This window comes from Rhizobium sp. 01L419, from assembly GCF_056400025.1.
Window position 1 is genome coordinate 142730 of sequence record NZ_JBFTSM010000011.1, and the last position, 23169, is coordinate 165898.

21 protein-coding genes are annotated in these 23169 nt (G+C 61.6%); 15 read left to right on the forward strand and 6 right to left on the reverse strand.

Going from position 1 to position 23169, the window contains the following annotated elements; all coding sequences use genetic code 11:
• Positions 1-182 precede the first annotated feature (182 nt).
• From msuE to AC1DUP_RS21910, 7 genes are all read left to right on the forward strand, one after another.
• Positions 183-743 carry an FMN reductase gene (msuE, locus tag AC1DUP_RS21880; protein ID WP_113300518.1) on the forward strand — a complete coding sequence of 187 codons (561 nt, stop codon included), beginning with the start codon at positions 183-185 and terminating at the stop codon, positions 741-743.
• Positions 744-750: 7 nt separating this feature from the next.
• The gene (locus tag AC1DUP_RS21885; protein ID WP_477834360.1) at positions 751-939 is read left to right on the forward strand and encodes a hypothetical protein; all 189 of its coding nucleotides are present in this window, start codon (positions 751-753) and stop codon (positions 937-939) included.
• A gap of 203 nt (positions 940-1142) precedes the next feature.
• Entirely contained in the window at positions 1143-1283 is a 141-nt protein-coding gene (locus AC1DUP_RS21890) for a hypothetical protein (protein ID WP_162747232.1), read from the forward strand.
• Between the two features lie 39 nt (positions 1284-1322).
• Positions 1323-1616 carry a hypothetical protein gene (locus AC1DUP_RS21895; protein WP_477834362.1) on the forward strand — a complete coding sequence of 98 codons (294 nt, stop codon included), beginning with the start codon at positions 1323-1325 and terminating at the stop codon, positions 1614-1616.
• An 82-nt stretch (positions 1617-1698) separates the two neighbouring features.
• Positions 1699-2385: a gamma-glutamylcyclotransferase gene (locus tag AC1DUP_RS21900; RefSeq protein WP_113300553.1), complete on the forward strand. Its 687-nt coding sequence runs from the start codon at positions 1699-1701 to the stop codon at positions 2383-2385.
• 136 nt (positions 2386-2521) lie between these two features.
• On the forward strand, positions 2522-3457 hold the full coding sequence (locus tag AC1DUP_RS21905) for an amidohydrolase family protein (RefSeq protein ID WP_477834364.1): 936 nt from the start codon (positions 2522-2524) through the stop codon (positions 3455-3457).
• Positions 3458-3677: 220 nt separating this feature from the next.
• On the forward strand, positions 3678-5285 hold the full coding sequence (locus AC1DUP_RS21910) for an ABC transporter substrate-binding protein (RefSeq protein WP_477834366.1): 1608 nt from the start codon (positions 3678-3680) through the stop codon (positions 5283-5285).
• A gap of 61 nt (positions 5286-5346) precedes the next feature.
• Here the strand turns inward: AC1DUP_RS21910 and AC1DUP_RS21915 are convergent, their stop codons facing one another.
• The 4 genes from AC1DUP_RS21915 to AC1DUP_RS21930 are packed head-to-tail and all read right to left on the reverse strand — an operon-like array spanning position 5347 to position 10382.
• Complete coding sequence (locus tag AC1DUP_RS21915) at positions 5347-6507, reverse strand: acyl-CoA dehydrogenase family protein (RefSeq protein WP_113335607.1); 1161 nt, start codon at positions 6505-6507, stop codon at positions 5347-5349.
• Positions 6508-6521: 14 nt separating this feature from the next.
• Entirely contained in the window at positions 6522-7559 is a 1038-nt protein-coding gene (locus tag AC1DUP_RS21920) for an ABC transporter substrate-binding protein (RefSeq protein ID WP_477834368.1), read from the reverse strand.
• A gap of 11 nt (positions 7560-7570) precedes the next feature.
• Complete coding sequence (locus AC1DUP_RS21925) at positions 7571-8749, reverse strand: LLM class flavin-dependent oxidoreductase (protein WP_477834370.1); 1179 nt, start codon at positions 8747-8749, stop codon at positions 7571-7573.
• 28 nt (positions 8750-8777) lie between these two features.
• Positions 8778-10382: an ABC transporter substrate-binding protein gene (locus AC1DUP_RS21930; protein ID WP_477834372.1), complete on the reverse strand. Its 1605-nt coding sequence runs from the start codon at positions 10380-10382 to the stop codon at positions 8778-8780.
• A gap of 282 nt (positions 10383-10664) precedes the next feature.
• Between AC1DUP_RS21930 and AC1DUP_RS21935 the strand changes: the two genes are divergently transcribed.
• The 7 genes from AC1DUP_RS21935 to AC1DUP_RS21965 all read left to right on the forward strand — a co-directional run bounded on the left by AC1DUP_RS21935 (position 10665) and on the right by AC1DUP_RS21965 (position 18499).
• The gene (locus tag AC1DUP_RS21935; protein WP_477834374.1) at positions 10665-11654 is read left to right on the forward strand and encodes an ABC transporter permease; all 990 of its coding nucleotides are present in this window, start codon (positions 10665-10667) and stop codon (positions 11652-11654) included.
• On the forward strand, positions 11651-12655 hold the full coding sequence (locus AC1DUP_RS21940) for an ABC transporter permease (RefSeq protein ID WP_477834376.1): 1005 nt from the start codon (positions 11651-11653) through the stop codon (positions 12653-12655). Before AC1DUP_RS21935 ends, AC1DUP_RS21940 begins: the two co-directional genes overlap by 4 nt.
• Positions 12655-13650 carry an ABC transporter ATP-binding protein gene (locus AC1DUP_RS21945; RefSeq protein WP_477834378.1) on the forward strand — a complete coding sequence of 332 codons (996 nt, stop codon included), beginning with the start codon at positions 12655-12657 and terminating at the stop codon, positions 13648-13650. The genes AC1DUP_RS21940 and AC1DUP_RS21945 overlap by 1 nt, the downstream gene beginning before the upstream one ends.
• Positions 13628-14563: an oligopeptide/dipeptide ABC transporter ATP-binding protein gene (locus tag AC1DUP_RS21950; protein ID WP_113300528.1), complete on the forward strand. Its 936-nt coding sequence runs from the start codon at positions 13628-13630 to the stop codon at positions 14561-14563. The genes AC1DUP_RS21945 and AC1DUP_RS21950 overlap by 23 nt, the downstream gene beginning before the upstream one ends.
• A 12-nt stretch (positions 14564-14575) precedes the next feature.
• Positions 14576-15634: an aldo/keto reductase gene (locus tag AC1DUP_RS21955; protein ID WP_113300529.1), complete on the forward strand. Its 1059-nt coding sequence runs from the start codon at positions 14576-14578 to the stop codon at positions 15632-15634.
• Between the two features lie 70 nt (positions 15635-15704).
• Positions 15705-16949, forward strand: coding sequence for an acyl-CoA dehydrogenase family protein (locus AC1DUP_RS21960; protein ID WP_477834381.1), 1245 nt, complete (start codon positions 15705-15707; stop codon positions 16947-16949).
• A gap of 131 nt (positions 16950-17080) precedes the next feature.
• Positions 17081-18499 (forward strand): FAD/NAD(P)-binding protein, encoded by a 1419-nt coding sequence (locus tag AC1DUP_RS21965; RefSeq protein ID WP_477834383.1) that lies wholly within the window; start codon positions 17081-17083, stop codon positions 18497-18499.
• A 92-nt stretch (positions 18500-18591) separates the two neighbouring features.
• Here the strand turns inward: AC1DUP_RS21965 and AC1DUP_RS21970 are convergent, their stop codons facing one another.
• A complete protein-coding gene (locus AC1DUP_RS21970) occupies positions 18592-20211 on the reverse strand; it encodes an ABC transporter substrate-binding protein (RefSeq protein ID WP_477834385.1) in 1620 nt (539 codons plus the stop codon).
• Between the two features lie 14 nt (positions 20212-20225).
• Positions 20226-21833 carry an ABC transporter substrate-binding protein gene (locus tag AC1DUP_RS21975; RefSeq protein ID WP_477834387.1) on the reverse strand — a complete coding sequence of 536 codons (1608 nt, stop codon included), beginning with the start codon at positions 21831-21833 and terminating at the stop codon, positions 20226-20228.
• Positions 21834-22131: 298 nt separating this feature from the next.
• On the opposite strand from AC1DUP_RS21975, the gene gcvA reads away from it, so the two are divergent.
• Positions 22132-23142 carry a transcriptional regulator GcvA gene (gcvA, locus tag AC1DUP_RS21980; RefSeq protein WP_113300534.1) on the forward strand — a complete coding sequence of 337 codons (1011 nt, stop codon included), beginning with the start codon at positions 22132-22134 and terminating at the stop codon, positions 23140-23142.
• The last annotated feature ends 27 nt before the right edge of the window (positions 23143-23169 follow it).

Genomic DNA, 23169 nt, shown 5'->3' on the forward strand with positions numbered 1-23169 from the left:
TGCGGATGATGGTGGCGCATGAGGCTTGGTGCATGGGTTCCCGCCGCGTCCGTGGCGTGTTCGGTGTTGGCGGTCGAGTTTTAACGCAGCAAAGTTTTTTCCGCATGCCTGCGATTGCGAACCGTCATTCCTTTAGTCCACTAAAATTATAGACAATACTGCCTCAGATGAAAGGAAGACCCATGGCCGTTCCCAGACTTGTTGGTATTGCAGGCAGCTTCAACCGTCCGTCCAAGACCCTGGCCCTCGTCAGCCACATCGCCCGCATTGCGAGCGACAGACACGGCTTCGCCACCAAGGTCTACGATATGCTCGATGTCGGCCCTTCGCTCGGTGAAGCCACATGGCGCAAGGATCTGGATGAACAGGCCGAAACCGTCGTTTCCGAGATCGTCAATGCGGATCTGCTGATCATCGGCTCGCCCACGTATAAGGGCTCCTATCCAGGGCTCTTCAAACACCTGATCGATCTGATCGAACCGCATGAACTGCGGGCCAAGCCGATCATCATCACTGCAACGGGCGGCGGTGACCGACACGCGCTAATGGTCGAACATCAATTGCGCCCCCTGTTCGGGTTCTTCATGTCCCACACCCTGCCAACTGCAATCTATGCGTCGGATCGGGATTTTGTCGACTACACGGTTTCCTCCGAGCAGCTTTCACGACGCGTCGACGAAGTCATCGGCGAGATCGACGCATTTTTCCCGCACTCCCGGCCGGCGCTCAGCGCGGCAGAATAGAGCGGCCATGTATCAGAGCCTGCAGGAAAAGACTGAAGCCAAGCCGGTGGGCGAGGAATTCTGGAACGTCTCTGACTTCGCGCGGCGCTATCGCCTGGCAAAGTCCGAGGAGAACCGTCTGCTGACCCTGTTTGGAACGACGGCATCGCCCCGCGACCTGTTGGTGAGCGCCAGGCGAGCGGAACTGTTTTCCTAGCGCAGATAATCAAAGAGGCTCGCCATGAAACGACGCATGCTTCGGCTTTTGGCCACAGGACTTAGCCGATTTCGCAACGGGCGAGGGATTGGGCAGATGATCGCGCCGGGCGTTCTTGCGGGCGACGACCGCCAGACGGCTCTCGACTACGAACTGTCCTTTTGGCGAGCGGCAGCTCCGATCTGGTACTAGTGGAGGCGACAATGGCAATTGCCAACGATCATCAGCGTTTCCTGCCCCGACATCATGGCAGTTGGCTTACTCCCCTCTGTCTGCGCCTGCATCAGGCCGCGGCAGCCGGTTCGTTTGCCTTCATTCTGGCACTCGTCCTCGGACTGGTTTGATCGACGGCGATGAAGCGGCGGGCCATGATGGATGGGGACTTGGAAGACACGGTCCTGGACGCGGCGGGCGATCCGCCTGCAGGTCAGGTGCGTCGCCGCGAAATCATCGGCGAGATTGTGAGAACGCTCGGCGCTCTTACCGAGGGGTTGGAAGGCCAGAACGAGGTGTCCCGGGCCTCGGTCGGACGCCTGATCGGAATTCTCCAGACCATGTCGGGCAGTATCGCATCGGCCGACGACGCGACCTTCACCGCAATCATGCGTGAGGCGGGCTTGCTCATCCGGGCAGTGCGTGAGCGACAAACCTATTTCAGCCAGTTCACGGTCCATTAGGATGCAGGTGCTCTTGTCGACGGTCTCATCGATCCAGGAGGCAGGCTCGGAAGAAAAGGACCATCCTGCGGGCTTACGTACGATGGCGCTGACGGCCGATCTCGTTTCACTCAGCTTGAGGCTGGAAGCCGACCCCGGACCGGATCCCCATCGTGTTCCGCTGAGCGACGAGGAACTTCAGACGCTCTCGGAGCGACTGTTTCATGAAGCGGCGGGCGAGCCACTGTGGGTCTTTGCCTATGGCTCGCTGATCTGGAAGCCGGACTTCGACGCGGTGGAATGGTGCCGTGCCCGAGCCCACGGGTGGCACAGGTCCTTTTGTCTGCAGATGACGCGATGGCGGGCAACCGATGCCGTACCGGGCCTGATGATGGCGCTTGAGAAGGGTGGACAATGCAACGGCGTCGCCTACAGGCTCTCGGAGGAGGACCGCATGGGGCAGATCCGTCGCATGATCCGCAGGGAGATCGGCACGATCACCGACTCGTCCTTCATCCGCTGGGTAGTGATCGAAACTCCACAGGGACCTTTGCGCGCCCTGGCGTTCTGGGCCGGGCCGAGAGGCAAGCGTGTGCTGCGCAGGCTACCGCTCGAAAGCGTCGCGCAGGTCCTGGCAAGGGCTTGCGGACATATGGGATCGTGTGCCGAATATCTCTATCTCACCGTCAAGCATCTCGAAGAGAAGGGTATCCGCGATCGCAATCTCTGGCGGCTCCAGGCCCTGGTCGCCGAGGAGATCAGGCGTATCCACGGGCTTGAGGCCGCTTAGAAGCATGGGGCCTGCTCATCGCCCGTGAGTTCTTCAGCCTCGTCTTTGAGATCCATCATCGCACGAGGCTCCCAAGAGCCTGAGGCCGGAACACAATCTACCACTGAGAATCGTTATTCAAGGAGAGCGGCAGCATATGAGCAATGAACTGGATATCGTCGACATTCATACACATCTCTGGCCCGCAGAATGGGGTGCTGATGGCAGCAGGCGTATATCCGCCGGGCTTGCAGATACCGTGTTGAAGAAGATTGTCGATCCAGCCTCCCTAATCGACGAGTTTTCCTCGGGCGGTGTCTCGCTAGCCGTTCTGAGCACGACCATCGAAAGTCTGTTCGGGATGGAGGGCGCTGCCGATCCGCATGTGATCGCCGAAGTCAACGACTGGCTTGCCGGACTGGTCAAGGCCCATCCCGATCGCTTGGCCGCGCTGGCGACGATCGATCCCTTTTCCGGTGAAGCAGGCGCGCGCGAGGCGGAGAGGGCGCTTGGCGAGCTCGGATTGGCGGGCCTCGTCGTCGATTCCTACCGGGACGGCAAGTTCATCGGAGATCCGGTTGCCCGACCCGCGCTCGCGGTTGCTGCCCGTCTTGGAAAGCCGGTATTCGTGCATCCCGTCAATGCGCCGCAAGCCGACATTCTCGTTGCCGGCGCCGGAAAGCTCGGCAATTCCCTCGGCCGCGGGCTGATGAATGGCGTGGCGTTTCTGTCGGTTCTGGAAAACGGTCTGCTGGACGAATTTCCGGATCTGAACTTCGTCTTCGCAACCCTTGGCCTCGGGGCGGTCGTGCAGGCTGCGCGCGGCGGCCACTACTCACAGCAAAACCGCGCAGCTGGGCACCGTCCGAACGTCTATTTCGATACGATGGGCGACGATCCGTCGATCATCGCCATACTTGTGGAGTTCTTCGGCGCGGAGCGTATTCTTGCCGGAACGGACTGGCCGATCCTATCCGCCCTTTCGCAGCAGGCTCTGGCCCAGAATCTCGCGGCCGCCGGTCTGGACGCTCCGGCGCGGTCCCTTGTCGCCGGCGGCAACGCGCGCCGGCTTTTAGGACACCTCGGTCGATAGACCTCTTATTTCAGCAATCACTGTCGTCGCGCACGTCCGCTGTCTCTTGCAGCGGAGGCAATTGACGTTCGAACTTGACGCTCCTCCGTGACAAGCTTTGCTTCTCCGCGCGGATAGAAAATCTGCCTTTGCTTCAGCGGGTCGCAAAGGGATCATTCAGGCAGCGGGGCATGGGGCTCCGTGCACGCTTTTTCGAGCGTCACCGCCTTAGGAGCCTTCAATGTCGATCAATCGCCGCCAGTTCAATCGATTCCTCCTTGCGGGTTCAGCCGGGCTCGCATTGGGAGGCGTTCCCCAGTTTGCCGCTGCCGCAGCAACCGAGACGCCTGTCAGAGGCGGTACGCTCAACTGGGCCTACTATCCCGATCCAAGCGCCCTGATCGCCATCAATACGTCCTCGGGTACGGGGCAGGCGATCGGGCCGAAGATTAACGAAGGCCTCTTCGACTTCGACTATGATCTCAATCCCATCCCGCTTCTCGCAACGGAGTGGTCCGTCAGCGACGATCAATTGCGTTATACGTTCAAGTTGCGCGAGGGGGTCAAATGGCATGACGGCGCCGACTTCACATCGGCGGATGTCGCCTTCACCATTTTCCGACTGAAGGAAGCTCATCCGCGCGGCCGGATCACCTATCAGAATGTGACGGCCGTGGAGACGCCCGATCCGCGTACCGCAATCGTGGTTCTCACCAAGCCCGCTCCCTACCTCATCACGGCGCTCTCCAGCTCGGAATCGCCGATCGTGCCAAAACATGTCTACGAAACCTTCAAGCCGCAGGAGCAGCCCAAGCTTGCCCAGACGATCGGAACAGGCCCCTTTCTTCTGAAGCAATGGGTTCCGGGCAGCTATCTGATCTTCGAGCGCAACCCGAATTACTGGGACACAGGAAAGCCCTATCTGGATCGTGTCATCCTGCGTGTCATCCTCGATCCGTCCGCTCGCGCTGCAGCACTCGAGACCGGCGAGATCGACATCGGGGCCAATCCGGTTCCATTGGCCGACATCGAGCGCCTCAAGGCCAATCCCAATCTGGTGGTGGACACGACGACCTATGCCTATTCCGGGCCTCAGCAGCAGCTGTTCTTCAACTACGAAAACGAAATTCTCACCAAGCGCAATGTCCGCCTGGCGATCGCGCATGCCATCGACCTGCAGAAGCTCGTCGATATCGCGCTCTTCGGCTATGCGAATGTCTCGCCGAGCCCGATCAGCACGGCATTGCCGAAATGGTATGATCCGAGCATCAAGGCGCGCGAGCCGGACGCCAAGCTTTCCGAAAAGCTGCTCGATGAGGCGGGTTACCCACGCGGGGCAGACGGCGTGCGCTTCAAGCTGCGCCTTGCCTATAATTCCTTTCTGCAGCCCTCCTATGCCGATTTCATCCGCCAGTCGCTGGCAGCCGTCGGCATCGACGCGGAGATCCTCAAATTCGACCTCGCGACCTTCCTGAAAACCGTTTACACGGATCGCGCCTTCGATCTGGTGATTGAATCGCTATCCAACACCTTCGATCCGACGCTCGGCGTGCAGCGCGCCTACTGGTCGAAGAACTTCAAGATCGGCCTCGTGTTTTCAAACGCCAGCCACTACGCCAACCCGGAGGTCGACAGGCTGCTCGAAGCCGCCGCCGTCGAGCCCGACGAGGCCAAGCGGCGCGATTTCTGGTACCAGTTCCAGCGCATCATTCACGAGGATGTCGTGTCGGTCGATCTCGTCGCCGCCGGGGCGCAGATCGTCGCCAGCAAGAAGGTCAGGAATTTCGCGCCCGGAGCGCAGGGTATCAACAACAGTTTCGGCCAGATCTGGCTGAGCCCGGATGCCTGATTTTTCCAGATGCCCGGCCAGTTCAGTGCGCTGGCCGGGCGCTCCCGTCTCGTGTTGAGTTTCAGATACGCCCCGCCTCCAGACGGGCAAGGGCGTTTTTCGCAGCGATCGCCCGGACCATGTGGTTCTGTGGTGCATGCGAGCGGCCGGTGATGGCATCGCGATGCTGGCGCTCCAGCCCGAAATCCCTGTTGAGCCCGGGATTACCGGCAAGATCGAGCGCCAGACTTGTGACGGCCACCGCATTGTCGATCACCACATGGCGCACGGCCATGGCGTCGACGCCGACGGGCCTGCCGGCATCGACATCGTCGCCGAGCGAGCGCAACAACCTGGCGTTCGTCGACAGGCGGACCTCGATCTCGCCAAGACCATCCTGGATGCGGGGCACGGTCGCAATCGGCGCCCCGAGGCTTGCCGGCGCATGGTGGGCCGAAAAGGCGAGCACCTTGTCGCGGGCCGATAGCGCCACCCCATGGTAGACGGCGCCGATCAGCGAGAAGAAGAAGGCCGTCGCATGCTCCTCGCGCCGGATCGGCTCTGAAGCGGGTTGCGCCTCGATCAGGTCTTCGAAGGGGATGGTGACGTCCTCGAGAATGATGTCGTCGCTGGCGGTCGCGTGCATCCCGGTGGCGTTCCAGGTCTTCTCGATCGTCAAGCCCGGGCTGTCGGTCGGCACGAGGAAGGAGGCAAGCCGTGGCTCGGCTTCATCGGTCAACGCCAGAAGCGACACCCATTTGAGGATCGGAATGCCGGTCACATAGGTCTTGCGACCGGTGATACGCCAACTGTTGCCCGCGCGCCTTGCAATCGTCTCGGGCAAGGCGCCGTGGGCGGGAGAGCCGATACGCGGCTCGGCCTGAGCGGCATTGATCAGGGCTGGCCCCTGCCGGTTGGCGAGAAGCACGCGTTCGGCAAGGTGGGCCGGCCATTTTCCGAACCGCCGCAGCGTATAGTGGCTGTTATAGTGCATGGCGAGTACCAGCGCCGTCGATGGCTCGCCGCGGGCGATCTCGCTGATCACTGCCTGCGCATCCGCAAGGCCGCCGCCATGACCGCCATGCTCGGATGCCGTCACCAATCCGAGCAGGCCGGCCTCGTAGAGCCTGGTGAAATTCTCGAAGGGAAATTCGCCGCTTGCATCGAAATGGTCGGCGCGTTCGGAAAAATCCTTTGCAAGTCTTCGTGCCCTGTCGAGGGGGTCAATCTTTTCCTGCAGCATGATTGCACCTCCTATCAGGCGACGGCGCGGGCATCGAAGCCGTCGATATGACGGCGGTCGACCCAATTGGCGATGTCGAAATCGGCCGCGAGGAAGCCGAAGTCGCGCAGGAAGTCCTTGTAGTGGCCGACCGCTTCGACCAGTTCGGGCTCCAGGCCGAGGCCAAGATGGCGGTGGATCTCAAGCCCGTTTGCCGCCAGCACCTGCTCCTCGGTTGCGCCGGCCTCGCGCGCAACGAAGCGGCGCGTTTCGTCCGGATGGGCTTGCGCCCAGTCGGCCGCCTTGTAGATCGCTTCCAGAAGCCGGTGGACGAGATCAGGGCGCTCGTCTGCCAGGAGTTCGTCGACTGTCAGAATTCGGGGTGAACCGGAATTGATGCGGATCTTCGGGTCGGGGTGAAAACCGAACTCCGCCACCTGAACGGCGCCAATCAGATTGGCGACGCTGATGCCGGCCGTACCCTTCACATAGATCGCATCCACATCACCGCGCAGTAGAGCTGCGATTTCCTCGCCATAGGCCTGACGACGCTTGAGACCGAAGAGCGATGGCCCCTCCTGGGTGGCGAGCACAGAATCGGCAAGCGCAATGTCGATGATCTCAACGTCGTCGAGCGCCAGGCCTTCCAGCGACAGAGCCGACAGGAGACCTTTCAAGGCCGTCGCGCGCATGAAATCGACGATGCCTTCCGGCCGTCGCGCGATGCCGAAGCGACGTCCCTTTAGATCCCTGGTCGCGTTGATTCCGGCTCCCGGCAAGGTGATGATCGCCTGAAACTCATCTGTCCAGGTGATGCCGACGAGCCTTGTCTTTCGGCCTTCCGAGCGGGCGCGGATCGGGGGAACATTGCCGCCGTGGCGGAAGGACCAGTCGAGCGTATGGTTGAAATGGCTCTGGCGGATGGCGCGGTCGGGAGAGTCGATGATCGACTTCAGTGTCACGCCTTCCTTGCGGAAGCCTTCCTCGAGATAGCCGAGCTGGGCGGCAAGCCCGACCGGGGTCGGCACCGGGCAGCGCGTATACCAGATTTCGGAAATGGCATTGCTGGTCATGATCGTCCCTTTCAGTGGCGCAGGCCGACCTGCTTCATCAGCGGCAGCACGTCGGTGCCGAAGAATTCGAGCTCATCACGGAAATCGAAGAAGCTGAGCTGCAATCCGTCGATACCGGCGGCCTTCAGTTTCTGGAACTGGTCGACCACGCTTTCGGGCGAGCCGATGACGCGGATATTGCCGCCGACGAAGCGGTAGGGATCCTGCGGATCGCGGCCTTTCCAGGCATGCGCATCCGAGTTCAGTGACGAAAAGCCCTGCGGCGAGCGCTGGTCGCCATGGGCGACGATCCGGTCGGCAAGCTCCCAGGCCTCCTTGTCGGTCGGCCGGCAGATGACCATCGGATTGAGCAGGGTGCGCACCGTGCGTCCGACGTCCCTGGCGGCATTCTTCACTCTTTTCGTGTGGGCCGGCAGCGATTGAAGCGCGCTGTTGATATCGGCGCCCGTCGGGCTGGTGATGAAGACAATGTCCGAATAGCGGCCGGCGAAGGCAATGCCGGCATCCGAACCCGTGGCGTTGACGAGGATCGGCCGGCCGAAATTCGGCTTGGGCGTCACGAAGCCGCCACCGAGCTTCCAGCTGCTCTCGCCCTCGAAGGAGAAATTCTCGGTATCGCTCCAAAGACGCTGGACGACTTCGAGGAATTCGGCCGCCAGTTCGTAGCGCCTGTCGTGCTCGATGCGTGGCCAGCCGAACATTTCATGCTCGACGGCACGGTGACCGGTCACGACATTGATGCCCCAGCGGCCACCGGTGATGTGGTCGAGCGTCCCACCGAATTTTGCCAGATGCAGCGGATGCCACGGCCCGTAAAGGACATGCATGGTGGAGATCAGCATGATCTTCTTGGTCAGGCCGGCAAGCGCTGCCGTCGTCGTGAAGCTGTCGAGCGCCTGGCCGTTGAAGACGCCGCCATAGCCGCCTTTCGGCAGCCACTGCGACAGGGCGAAAACCAGATCGAAGCCGAGTTCTTCGGCCTTCAGCGTCAGCGCCTTGTTGTAATCGAAGCTCCAATCCGTGGATCGCTCGAGCGTGGATTGCGTCCAGCCGCCGGCCTGGATCGGCAGGAACAGGCCGAGCAGCACCGGCTGCTTGAGCGCCTGCGACAGTGGGCTTTCGGCAAAGTCGGTGGGGGCGGAGAATTTCGGGAGACCCACGATAGAGCCGGGAGGGTGTTGAATGGACATGACGGATCCGTGTTCCTTTCCTCTTGGCTCAGGCTGTGGCGAGATAAGCGTAGGCAAGGCTGCCCGAGACGCCTTCTCCACCCACAGTGTGGTCGGCGATGCGCTTGTTGTAGATGGTCAGCTCCGGCTGGCTGGCGATGTCGATCGCCGGTAGGTCCTCGACAAGGATCTGCTGGATCTCGCGCCATTGATCGACACGCTTCTTGGCATCGACCTCGATTGCCGCGGCCTCGAGCAATGCATCGACCTTCGGATTGCTGTAGGCCGAGCCGTTGGAGAAGGGCACGCCCGGCTTGAAGTTCTTGCTCCAGTAGAGGCGCTGAACGCCGACGGTCGGATCGAAGAGGTTGCTCATTCCCTCGAAAGCGAAATCGAAATCGCGATCGGTATAGATGCGCTTGGTATAGGTGGCGAAGTCCTGGCTGCGCACCGTGGCATCGACGCCGACCTTGGCAAGCGCCTGGCGGATATATTCGGAGCCACGCGGATAGGTTTCGCCGCTCGGCACATAGTCGAGATTGATGCGGATGCGCACGCCGTCGCTGCCGCGTGGATAGCCTGCCTCGTCGAGCAGTTTCTCGGCGGCGGCAAGATCGATCGGATAGGTCTTCAGGTCGCCATCATACCATTTGGCAAGATTGGGATTGATCGGGCCGGGAATGGCCGCGCCGTAGCCGTAGTTGATGGTGTTGAGGATCACCTTGCGGTCGATCACATGGGCGAAGGCCTGGCGAACGCGGATGTCCTTGAAGAAGGGCCGTTCGAGGTTGAACTCGATGCGGCTGACACCGTTTGCATATTGATAGCCGCGCTCCTCGAAGGCGATGCCGGGGACCGTCTTCAAACGTTCGAGATCGCTCAGAGGAACGGGCGTGGAGGGCGCAAGATCGATTTCGCCGGTTTCGATTGCAATCGAGCGCGCCGCTGCGTCGGGAATGAAGCGGACGATGAGCTGGTCGAGATAGGGACGCGGCTGGTCCCAGTAATCGGGGTTGCGCTCATAGACGAGGTGGCTGCCGCGGACCCATTCCTTGAACTTGAAGGGACCTGTGCCGATCGGCGCGAGATTTGCAGGATTTTCGGCAACCTTCGTCCCCTCATAGATGTGACGCGCTACGATCGGCGTCTCCGAGGAGGCAAGGGCGGTGATGAGATAGGGCGCCGGCTTGGAGAGTTTCAGGATCGCCGTCAGCCGATCCGGCGTTTCGACGTCGACGAGGTTGAGGAACGTGTTGCGACCACGTGGATGAACCTCCTTCAGCGTCTTGATCGAGAAAACAACGTCGGCCGAGGTAAAGGCCTGGCCGTCATGCCATTTTACGCCGTCGCGCAGGTGGAACGTGTAGACGAGCCCATCCGGGCTCACCGACCATTCCTTGGCCAGAAGGGGCTGCGGGTTCAGCTCGAAATCATAGGTCAGAAGGCCTTCGATGACCTTCGGCGAGACATAGACGGAATTAAAGGCAGTGTTGGCAATCGTCGTCAGCACCGGCGGCTCAGCCGACAGGAGCAGCGTCGCTGTGCCGCCACGCACCGGAGCGGCAAAGGCCGGCAGGCGTGTTGCCGACGCCACGGTGAGCGCAACGGAAGCAAGAAGGAAATTGCGGCGTGTCGGAGCAGGAAATGCTGGCATGGTCGGTCCCTCGATGATTGTGCGTGCCCGTTGCCGGGCGTTCTGGGTTCGCCTTTCCATACTTCGGCGCAGCCGTAGAGTTTTTTACCCAATTCCGGACCTGCTTCGGTAAGAAATTCGAATGTGTTCTAATATGGCGTTAAATAATTTCAAAAGACTTCGATATTCGAACTCTTCTTGGAATTATTTACTAATATGGATTTGACAAAACCCACAGATTTAGTCAACTACTATCGCAACACAGCACGATGAAATTCTTCCGGCGACGCGAGGTGGAAATCCATGTCGGCACTCAAGCGGGTCGCCCGCACGATCAGAAAGACCGTCATTCAGGCCGTGCCGACCATGCTCGGCATCGTCATACTGAGTTTCTTCCTGCTCAAACTCGCGCCGGGCGATGCAGCCGACGTGATGGCGGCCGAATCCGGTTCGGCCACTGAGGAAACCATGGCGGCTCTGCGCCAGCGTTTCGGGCTCGACAATCCTCTTCTCGTGCAGCTCGCCAACTATCTAGACAACCTGGCGCATTTCAGCCTCGGCTTTTCACCGCGCTACGGGATGCCGGTCGCCGATCTCATCGGTCAGCGGCTGCCCGGAACACTGACGCTGATGCTGGCCGCGCTGCTGATCGCCATTGCCGTCGGTCTGCTGCTCGGCGCGTTGATGGCAACCTTTTCCGGCAGGCTTGCCGACCGGGTGATATCGGTCGTCTCGCTGCTGTTTTACTCAATCCCCGGCTTCTGGATCGGCCTGATGCTGATTCTGTTTTTCTCCGTCAAGCTCGGGTGGCTGCCGAGCGGCGGCGACAGCACGATCGGATCGCGGCTCACCGGGCTACCGGCACTCCTCGACCGGATCCGCTACATGGTGTTGCCGGCAACCTCGCTCTCCCTCTTTTATCTGGCAATCTACGCGCGACTGACGCGCGCGGCGATGCTGGAGGTCAAGTCGCAGGATTTCGTCCGCACCGCCCGCGCCAAGGGCGTGTCGCCATTCTTCCTGACCACGCGTCACGTGCTGCGCAATGCGCTGATCCCGATCACGACAATGGCCGGCATGCATTTCGGGGGCATGCTCGGCGGGGCCGTCGTGGTCGAAACCGTCTATAGCTGGCCGGGGCTCGGCCGACTTGCCTTCGAAGCCGTGATGGCACGCGATTTCTCCGTGCTGCTCGGCATCCTGCTCTTGTCTTCCTTCCTGGTGATCGTCGCCAATGCGGCTGTCGATCTGCTGCAGGCATGGATTGATCCCAGAATCGGAACCAGCCGATGACCAGTCAGAAGCTTCATACCTACGCCGGCAGCGCAATCGATCTGGCCGAGCACGATAGCGACGCCTCGCGGCCGCTGCCCGAAAAGCCCACCGAGCCGCGCTGGACGCATATCCATGCGCCCGACGTGCGCGCCGCCGCCGTCCCCGGTATTGCCTGGCGCGGTCTGCGCCGTGAGCTCAAGGTTTTTCTGTCCAATCCCACCGCATTATTCGGCGTCCTTTTCCTGATCGCCACCGCACTCGCTGCCCTTCTTGCTCCCGTCTTTTATCCAGGCGATCCGATGGAGATGGTGGCGCGACCGTTCCTCTGGCCGGGCCAAAACCCGTCCTATCCGCTCGGTACGGATTCGATGGGACGCGATGTTCTCGCAGGCATCCTGCACGGGGCGCGCATTTCGCTTACGGTCGGAATCGCGGCGACCGCCCTCGGGCTTTCTGCCGGCATCACGATCGGCGCGATGGCGGGGTATTTCGGCGGGATCGTCGACGACATCCTGGTGAAAGTCATCGAGATTTTCCAGACAATCCCGAGCTTCGTGCTGCTCGTCGTGCTGGTCGCCATCGCCCAGCCGACGACCTCGACCGTCACCATCGCGATTGCCATCGTCAGCTGGCCGACGGTGGCGCGCCTGACGCGGGCCGAGTTCCGCTCCATCCGCGAGAAGGACTATGTGCTTGCGGCGCGAAGCCTCGGCTTCGGCCATGCACGCATCATCTTTCGCGAAATCCTGCCGAACGCCCTGCCGCCGCTGATCGTCACCTCTTCGGTCATGGTCGCCAGTGCCATCCTGATGGAGTCGGCACTGTCCTTCATGGGGCTCGGCGATCCCAATCGCGTCTCCTGGGGATCGATGATCGGCGCCGGCCGTGACGTCATCCGAACTGCATGGTACCTGACGGCGCTGCCGGGCCTGGCAATTGTCTTTACCGTACTGGCACTCAATCTTCTGGGTGATGGGCTCAACGATGCGCTCAATCCGCGCTTTTCGGAGGAACGCTGATGAGCCATCTTCTCGAAGTCCGCGATCTCTCCGTCCGCTTTGCGACCGCAGAGCCGGTCAAGGGCGTCAGTTTCAACGCCAATCCCGGAGAGACGCTGGCGATCGTCGGCGAATCAGGCTCCGGAAAATCGCTGACAGCCCTTGCCCTGATGGGGCTCCTGCCACGGCACGCCCGGCCGGGTGGCGAAATCCTGTTTGACGGTCGCAGTCTGCTGACGCTGTCGGAACGGCAATTGCGACAGGTTCGCGGGCGCGACATCGCAATGATCTTCCAGGAGCCGATGACCTCGCTCAATCCGGTTCTGTCGATCGGTGACCAGATCATCGAGGTGCTGCGGATCCATGAGGATCTCAGCCGCCGCCAGGCGCGTGCCCGGGCGATCGAGCTTCTGGACCTCGTCAGTATTCCGGAGCCGGCCCGCCGCATTGACGACTATCCCCATCAGTTGTCGGGCGGCATGCGCCAGCGCGTGATGATCGCGATTGCCGTTGCCTGCAACCCGAAACTTCTGATCGCCGACGAGGCGACGACCGCGCTCGACGTGACCATCCAGGCGCAGGTCCTGCAGCTTCTCGATAATCTGCGCGCCAAGCTGAATATGGCGGTCATCCTCATCACCCACGATCTTGGCATCGTGGCGCAATGGGCCGATCGTGTTGTCGTCATGTATGCCGGCCGCAAGATCGAGGAGGGGCTTCCCGGCCCGGTCTTCGACACGCCTTATCATCCCTATACACGCGGCCTGCTGGCGGCCTCGCCGCGGCTGACGGCCGATTATCATTATCGCGATGGGCCGCTTGCCGAAATTCCGGGCTCCATCGTCTCGGCCGCCGGCGAGAAGGGCTGTTCCTTCCGCCCGCGCTGTCCGGTCGCCCGTCCCGCCTGCGCCCAGGCGGTGCCGACGCTGTTTTCCATCTCGGCGGGCCGCGAAGTCGCTTGCCCCTATATTTCAGTCCACGCGGAGGTCGCTCATGTCGCTCCTGTCGGTCGATAGGCTCTCCACCCACTATCCCGGCAGCGCCGGCACGGTGCGTGCCGTCGACGGCGTGTCACTGGAAATCGCTGAAGGCGAGACAGTTGCGCTTGTCGGCGAATCCGGTTGCGGCAAGTCGACGCTCGGCAAGTCGCTGACGCGCCTCGTCACGCCGTCTTCCGGGCAGGTCCGCTTTCGCGGCCGCGACGTTACCGCCATGTCGAACAGAGAGCTGCAGTCGATCCGCCGCAGCATCCAGATGATCTTCCAGGACCCCTTCGCCTCGCTCAATCCGCGTCAAACCATTCGCACGATATTGACGGCGCCGCTTGCCGTGCATGGCATTGGCGATCGCAGGAAACGCGACGCGATCGCTGCAGGAATGGTCGAGCATGTCGGCCTGCCACGCGATTCCCTGGAGCGCTATCCGCACGAATTTTCCGGCGGCCAGCGCCAGCGCATCGGCATTGCCCGGGCGCTGATCCTGCAGCCCGAGCTCGTCATCTGCGATGAACCGGTCTCGGCACTTGACCTGTCGATCCAGGCCCAGATCCTCAACCTTCTGGTCGAGATGAAGACGGAGCTGTCGCTTTCCTATCTCTTCATTTCGCATGATCTGTCCGTCGTTCGTTATTTCGCCGACCGTGTGCTCGTCATGTATCTAGGGCGTATCGTCGAAAGCGCCTCGACCGCCGACCTCTGGAACGGCGCCAAACATCCCTATACGCAGGCCCTGCTTGCCGCCGTGCCCGACCCGTCGCGCCGCAAACAGGCCGCCCCGATCACGGGCGACCTGCCAAGTCCGCACAATCCGCCGTCCGGCTGTCGCTTCAACACGCGCTGTCCGTTTGCCACCGATATTTGCCGGGCCGAGGATCCGGCATTCCGCCAGTTCGGCGCCGGCCATGCCGTCGCCTGTCACCACGCTCAATGAATGGAGAATGAAATGGTCGATTATCGCTATCTCGGGCGCAGCGCGCTCAAAGTGTCACCGCTCAGCCTTGGAACCATGATGTTCGGCGGGCCGACGCCCGATGAGGTCGCCTTCCGCATCATCGACAAGGCCCGCGAGCAGGGAATCAACTTCATCGACACGGCCGATGTCTATCACGACGGCAAGTCGGAAGAGGTTGTCGGCCGCGGCATCAAGTCAAGCCGCGATCATTGGGTATTGGCGACCAAGTTCGTAAACTCGCACACCAAGGGCCCGAACCTTGGCGGCCACTCGCGCAAATGGGTGATCGAGACGGTGGAGAATTCGCTGCGCCGCCTGAACACCGACTATATCGACATCCTCTATTTCCACCGCGCTGTCTTCGACGCGCCACTCGAAGAGCCGGTGCGTGCTATTGCCGACCTTATTCGCGCTGGCAAGCTTCGTTACTTCGGGGTCTCGAATTTCCGTGGCTGGCGCATCGCCGAGATCGCCCATCTTGCCGATCAGCTCGGCATCGACCGGCCGGTCGCAAGCCAGCCACTCTACAATATCGTCAACCGCACGGCCGAATCCGAACAACTGCCGGCTGCCCACCATTACGGCCTCGGCGTTGTCTCCTATTCGCCGCTCGCCCGCGGCGTGCTGACCGGCAAATATGAGCCGGGTAAGGAACCGGGTGCCGATACGCGTGCAGGCCGTGGCGACAAGCGCATCCTCGAAACCGAATGGCGTCCGGAATCGATTGCGATCGCCAAGGAGATCGCTGCCCATGCCAACCGGAAGGGCATTACGCCGACTGAGTTCGCGCTCGCCTGGGTGCTGAACAACAAGCTGATCTCGGCCGCCATCACCGGTCCGCGCACCGAAGAGCATTGGGATAGCTATATCCGCGCGCTCGACGTCAAGCTTGATGCCGAGGACGAGGCCCTCGTCGATAGGCTGGTGACGGCCGGTCATCCGTCGACGCCGGGCTTCAACGATCCAAGCCATCCGGTCGAAGGGCGCGTTCCGCGTGTCAGCGAAGTAGGGACCGACAATGTCGTGTCGCTGACGCGCGCCGTCGCCTGAGGCCGTCAGGGAGGATCCGCTCGCGTAGATCCTCCCCATTCTTCAAAAATCCGCCGTTGAAAGCTTGACCATGGCCACTCCGACCTCTTCCGTGCTGTTATCTGCAGGTGGATCAACGCCCGATTCCGATCTTGCAGCCCTGCTTTCGACAGTACCGGCGCTCGCAGCCAAAATCGGCAAGGAAGCGGCACGGCGCGATCTCGATCGCGAGCTCCCGTTTGAGGCTTTCCGCCTGTTCAAGCAGGCCGGTCTCGGAGCGTTGCGCATTCCCGTCTCGCTTGGCGGACCGGGCGGCAGTGTCCTCGACTATATCGAGACAATCATGGCGATCGGTGCGGCCGATTCCAATGTCGCACATGCGCTTCGCAGCCATTTCAATTTCACCGAGAGCCTCATTCTCAATTCGAATACTGCGCTTGATCGCACACAGCTTGCCAGAGTGCTTGCCGGCAAGCTGTTCGGCGGCGCTCACACGGAACAGGGCACAAGGCGGCCCGGCGAGGTGACAACAAGGCTTTCGAAATCCGGCGACAGCTACCGCCTCAACGGCCGCAAATGGTATGCGACGGGCACGGCCTTTTCCGATTTCGCTTCCTTCAGCGCGAAAGGTGACGAGGACCAACTCGTCGGTGTTCTCTTGCCGGTCGACCGCAAGGGCATCACCATTCTCGACGACTGGGACGGCATGGGCCAGCGGCTGACCGCAAGCGGCGGCGTATTGCTTGAGGACGTCGAGGTCCTGCCCCACGAGATTTCCACGCGCGGCCTCAATTCACTTGTCGGGCGCCATACATCGACCCTGCGTCAACTCCACCTTGCCGCCTCCATGGCCGGTGCGGTGCGCGGTGCAGTGGCGGAAGGTACCGATTACGTGCGCAGGCAGGCGCGTTCGGCCGCCCATAGTGCGGCCGAGACGGCCAATGCCGACCCCTTTGTGCAGAAAATCCTGGGCGAGATCGCCAGCGGCTCCTTTGCGGTCGATACGCTGATCCGCGAGGCGGCCCGTGCGCTTGACCGTTCCGTCGCGGCGTTTGGCGCAGGAGATCCGGAACGCTTGGAAGCGGCTCTTGTCGAAAGCGCCCTGACGACGGCGCGTACGCAGATCGTTGCCTCTCAGATCGCGCTTTCTGCCGCAACCAACGTCTTCGAGCTCGGCGGCGGTTCGGCGACATCGAGACATCTCAACCTTGACCGCCACTGGCGCAATATCCGCACAGTGCTCAACCATAATCCGCTTTTGCACAAGGCGCGTGTGGTCGGCGATTTCTACATCAACGGAACGACGACGCATCTGGAGGAAGGCAAGGTCTTCTAGAACCCGGCCCGTCGCGTCGCTTCCATTTATCACCCGAGGTCACCCTGATGTCCGGCCGCCGCGCCGACAGGAGATCTGTGCGCCTTTCTTGCTGTCATCCCCCGGATCTGTGTGACGGGGAGGGAGGTCTCATGCATTTCGATCCAAAGCCAGGCCATTCCGTCATCATTATCGGCGGCGGCTTCGCCGGCGCGTTGACGGCGCTCAAACTGCTTGACCGGACGACGGTGGGGCTGTCGATCACCATCATCGAGCCACGTACTGAGCTCGGTCGCGGCGTTGCCTATAGCACCAGCGACCCGGCCCATCTCGTCAACGGACCGGCCGAGATCTTCTCGCTCTATCCCGAGGATATGGGTCATCTGGCCCGTTGGCTTGCCGAAAACGGCCCCGCCAACGGCTGGCAGCCGCCCGCAGACGTTGCCGCAAGCAGCCCGCCGCGCCATCTTTACGGGACCTATGTGCGCGACGAACTGAAGCGCGCGGTTGCACAGGCACGCTCCGGATCGAGCCTGCAGCATGTCCGCTCGTCGGCAGCACATCTGTCATCATCGCCACACCGGGTCCGTGTAGCGACCACGGGCGGCACTGTCTTGGAAGCGGACGAAGCCGTACTGGCACTCGGGGTATTCCAGCCCGATCTGCGCCCTGCCGAGGCGGCTGTGGCGGGACATCCGCGCTTTGCCGAAAATCCCTGGAACGTGGCAGCGCTCGACCGGTTGAGCGACAGTTCGAATATCCTCATCATCGGTGCCAGTCTCTCGATGGTCGATGCGATCGCGAGCATGGAGGCGAGGGGGTTTCGTGGACGCTACCGGGTGATTTCGCGGCGGGGCCAGTTTGTCGAGGGTCGCAGGAATGCCGAGCCGGCCCGTGACTTTCTCGCTGAGGGACCGCTTCCTTCGACGGCGCGCGACCTGCTTGCGCGCGTCAAGACGGAACGGCGCCAGCTTGCCGCCGCCGGTGGGGACTGGCAGGGGCTGCCGCTTGCCATTCGCCCCCACATCCTGCCGCTCTGGCAGAATGCCAACGATCGGGAAAGACTGCGCTTTGCCCGTCATCTGAGGGCCTTCTGGGACGTGACGGCACATCGCTCCGCGCCGGAAAGCCACCGTAGCGTCGAAGAAGCTCGATCACAGGGGCGGCTCATCCATGGGACGGCCCGCCTGCTGGCGCTGAGGCCTGATGAAAACGGTATTGCAGCAACCCTGAAGACCGCGGCAGGCCTCGAGGAGACTGTGTTCGGCGGTGTGATCGATTGCCGCGGACATCAGCTGCATGACTGGCGGCAAATCGCTGATCCGTTCGTTCGCCAGCTTCTTTCAAGCGGCGAGGTGCGCCCGCATTCGACCGGTTTCGGCATCGATGCCACTCCCGAAGGCGACCTCATCAATGAGGAGGGGCGCGTTCATCGCAACTTGAGCGCCATCGGCCATCCGCTGCGCGGCGTGGCCTGGGAATCGAGCTCGATCACCGAACAGCGCACGCAGGCGATCGCGCTCGCCGACCGCATCCTGGCGAAATTCACGCCGGCCCGCGCCGCCTCTTGAGCGGCCATTCGTGCGATAGACCGGAAAGGATCAGGGGCGCATCTGACGATGCGCCTCTGATCCGTGAAGGCTGGTCGTGACCCCCGGAACCGTCAGCCTTCGCCGTCCTTGATATAAACCTCGGCGAAATTAGCCTGGACCCCTTCGGCGCCGATCGTGTGGTTCTTCACCCGCTTGTTGAAGACCGTGACATTTTCCAGCGCGATCAGGTTCACCACTGGAACCTCGTCGGCGATGATCTTCTGGAAATCGTTGAATTCTTGTCTTCGTTTCTGCTCGTTGATTTCGACCGATGCCGCCTCCAGCAGCCGGTCGACCTCCGGATTGGCGTAATGGGCCGCATTGGAAAAGGGCAGGCCGAGCTTGAAGTTCTTCGACCAGTAGATGCGCTGGACGCCGAGCGTCGGATCGAACTGGTTGCCGAGATATTCGGCTGTCACGTCGAAGACGCGTTCGGTATAGACCTTCTGGATATAGGTCGAGAAATCGTATGAATCGATCGTCGCGGCAATGCCGATGCGGGTGAGGTTCTGCTTCAGATATTCGATGACCCGCTTGAAGCCTTCATTGTAGGAATTGTGGGTAAGCCTGAGGGCAAAGCGGGTGCCGTCAGGGCCGCGCTTGTAGCCGGCCTCGTCGAGAAGCTGTTCGGCTGCCTTGAGGTCGTAGGCATAGGGCTTGATCGACGCGTCGTGGTAGCGTGACAGGAAGGTACTGATCGGTGTCGGCGAGATATGGCCGTAACCGTACCAGACAGTGTTGAGGATGACGTCGAGATCGATCGCGTGGGCGATGGCGCGGCGAACCTTCACATCCTTCAGGTACTCGTTGTCGAGATTGAAGATGAGCTGCGTCTGGTCGCCCTTGGTTTCGTAGCCGCGGGAGTCGACGCTGATATTCGGCAGTGCCTTGATGCGCTCGAGATCGCTGAGCGGGATCGGATTGTCGCCGCCGATATCGAATTCGCCAGTCTCGAATCCTGCCGCTCGTGCTGCTCCATCGGGCACGAAGCGGATGACGATCTGGTCGAGATAGGGTTTGCCTGCATCCCAGTAGTCGGCATTGCGCTCCAGGATGATATGCGAGCCGCGCGTCCATTCCTTGAAGACGAAGGGGCCGGTTCCGATCGGTGCGCTGCCGTTCTTGTTGAGCGGCACGTCGGCGATCGCGACATTGTCGTAGATATGCTTCGGCACGATCGGCGATTCCGCCGCGTAGAGCGCGCTGAGCAGATAAGGCGCGGGCTTTGACAGGCGGATGACCGCCGTCAACGGATCGGGTGTCTCGACCTTGACGACATTGGCGAAGGTGCCGCGCCCGCGCGGATGGACCTGCTTTAAGAGTTCGATCGAATAGGCGACGTCATCGGCGGTGAAGGGCTTGCCATCATGCCATTTCACATTGGGGCGTAGCTTGAACGTGTAGCTCAAGCCATCGTCGGAAATCGACCATTCGGTCGCAAGCTGCGGTTTCGGGGTCAGGTCGAAGTTATAGGTCAGCAGCCCCTCGGTGATCTTCGGGCTGACCTTCTGGGTGCCGCCCGCGGTATGGGCGAGCGCCAGGATTGTCGGCGGTTCGGGCTCGACGATGAAGTTCAGCGTTCCGCCCGGCTTCGGCTTGTCCTCAGCGGCCCTGAGGCCGAACGAGGGCACAAGCGTGCTGGCGGTGGATAAAAGCAGCAGCTGGTTGAAGGTGCGACGATTAATGCTCATGAGGATCGTCCCTGTCAGGCGTTGTTGAGGAGATAAGCGGAGGAGAGGCTACCCGAGAGACCGTCGGCAACCACCGTATGGTCCTGGACCTTCTTGTTGAAGATCGTCAGCTGCCGGAAGGAGACGAGCGTGATATCGGGCAGGTCGCGGGCGATGATCACCTGCATGCGGTTGAAGAGTTCGACGCGCTTGGCCCTGTCGTTCTCGACCGCGGCCTGTTCGAAGATCGCGTCGATTTCCGGATTGTTGTAGCCCGAGCCGTTCGAGAAAGGCACGCCCTTCTTGAAGTTCTTCGACCAGTAGAGACGCTGCACGCCGATGGTCGGATCGAATGTATTGCCCATGCCGTTGGTGACGAAAGCGAAATCGCGGTCGGTGTAGACGCGCTTCAGCCAGGTCGGCACATCCTGTCCGCGCAACGTCACCTTGACGCCGATTTTGGACAGCGAGTCGCGCAGATAGTCACCGATACGAGTATAGGTGTCGCCATAAGGCATGACATCGTGCGGCACCTCGAAGCGCACACCGTCTGGCCCGCGTGGGAAGCCGGCTTCGTCGAGAAGCTGTTCGGCCTTTGCCGGATCATGGGCGTAGACCGGGACATCGGGATTATAGAAAGCCTTGAGGAAGGGGCTGATCGGGCTCGGCGCCGGGACCGCATAGCCGTAAAAGGCGATATCGGCGACGGTCTGCCGATCGATCGCATGCGCCACGGCCTGGCGGACCTTGTCGTGCTTGAAATACTCGTTCTGTAGGTTGAATTCGATGCGATAGACAGTCGGCGAATAATCGTTGCCGCGATCATCGACGGCAAGCGTGGGCGAGGCTTTCAGCCGGTCGATTTCGCTCAGCGACACCGGTGTATCGGGAGCAATATCGACTTCGCCGGTCTCAAGTGCTGCAAGTCTGGCGCTGGCATCGGGAATGAACTTGACGACGATGCGGTCGAGATAGGGCTTGCCCTGGTCCCAATAGTCGGGATTGCGATCCAGGATCACATGGCTGCCGACCGCCCATTCACGGAAGATGAAAGGACCGGTGCCGATCGGGGCGCGACCGTTTGCATGCCCGGCAAGATCGGTGGCGCCCTCATAGACATGTTTGGGGACGATCGGGGATTCGCTCGCCTGCAAGGCGCCGATCAGATAGGGCGCCGGCTTCGACAGGCGGATGATGGCGGTATGGGCATCCGGTGTCGCCACTTCCTTGACGCTGGAGAAGGTGGCCCGGCCGCGCGGATGCACTTCCTTCAGCGCCAGGATCGAGAAGGCAACATCCTCAGCGGTAAAGGGTTTGCCGTCATGCCACTTGACGCCTTGCCTGAGTTCGAAACGATATTCCAGCCCGTCGTCGCTGACGTGCCAGGCGGTCGCAAGTTGTGGAATCGGCTTGAAGTCCAGCCCGTAGGCCAGCAATCCTTCCGTGATCTTGCCGGACACGCGTGTGGTCGGGCCTGCCGTATGCGCAAGGGTGACGAGTGTGGGCGGCTCCGGCTGGACGAGCAGATTGAGCGTACCGCCGGCGACCGGCTCCGCTGCCTCTGCAAAGCGGCCGATGGGCACGACGGCGCTGAGCGCCGTGAACGCGAAGAGCTGATTGAGCTGACGTCTGTTGATATCCATAACGACCCTCCGTGTCCGTTTCGGCCTACTGAGGCCCAAGCCTTGGTGAGCGCGCATGATCGGTCGGGGGAGGGGAAATCGAGAAGAATGTTTTTCTCGCAGCGCCCGAAAGAAAAGCTTCGCGCAAATCGGCGGGCGTGCCGGGGCGGTAATAATCTAGTCTTTTGGTAGACAATTTTTGGATTTTAGTTTTTGCTTCCCCGGCAGGGTGGTCACGCGCAAGGAAATGTTTCCGGCCGGGTTATCGGCGCAAAGCGGGTTCTCGTCTTGGCTGGTCTGTTTGTGGTGCAATCAGCTCATGAACACGCTCGCGCCCCACCGCAGGAAGACCATCAATCCGACGCTTGCCCGTCTGCCGCCGCTGACGTCGCTGCGCGCCTTCGTGGCGACGGCGCGTCATCTCAATTTCATCCGTGCCGCCGAAGAGCTGCATGTCACCTCGGCCGCCGTCGGCCAGCAGATCAGGCTCCTGGAAAACTACCTTGGCCAGCCGCTGTTCAACCGTGTGCGCGGCCAGCTGCAGTTGACACCGGCAGGCCATGCCCTGATGCCAGGTCTGACGGATGCCTTCGATGCCGTCCTTTCGGCCATGACGCAATTTGCGACGAGCGATCACGAGCAGCCGATCCGGGTGTCCGTCGCGCCGTCCTTCGCCAGCAAATGGCTGATCCCGCGGCTCGATGCGCTCCGACGCGCGGCACCCGGCCTGCAGGTTCTGGTCGAAGCCTCGACAGATCTGACGGACCTCGACGCGGGTGACGCCGATTGCGTGATCCGCTTTGGCAGCGGCGCCTATCCCGGCCTTGCAGTCGATCATCTGTTTTCCGAAGCGGTCGTGCCGGTCTGCAGTCCGCAATTTGCCGACCACCACGGGCTCTGGGAGCGACCGGAGACGATCGAAGACGTGCCGCTCCTTCATGAGGAGGGTGCTGAGCATGACCATGCCTGCCCCGACTGGCATGCCTGGCTACGCGCCGAGGGACTTTCCTATCGCCCGGCGCGCGGTGGCTTCCGGTTAAACCAGTCCTCTCTGGTGCTCGATGCGGCTGTCGCCGGCCAGGGGCTCGGGCTTGGCAAGATAAGGCTCGCGGAAGCCGAGATCCGCAGTGGGCGGCTCGTCTGCCCCTTCGGTAGCCCGCAGGCGGTCGGCTCTTCCTATTTCTTCGTCACATCGGCCCACAAGGCGCGACTGATGCGGGTCGATCTTTTCCGCAACTGGCTGCTTGCCGAGGCGCGCGCCGCGCAGACGATCGAGGTCGCTTCATCCCGCGGCCCTCGATCCGATTTCGACATGATCGCCGCCGAGTGAGATTGTGCGTCGTGCAGGGGTAGGCCG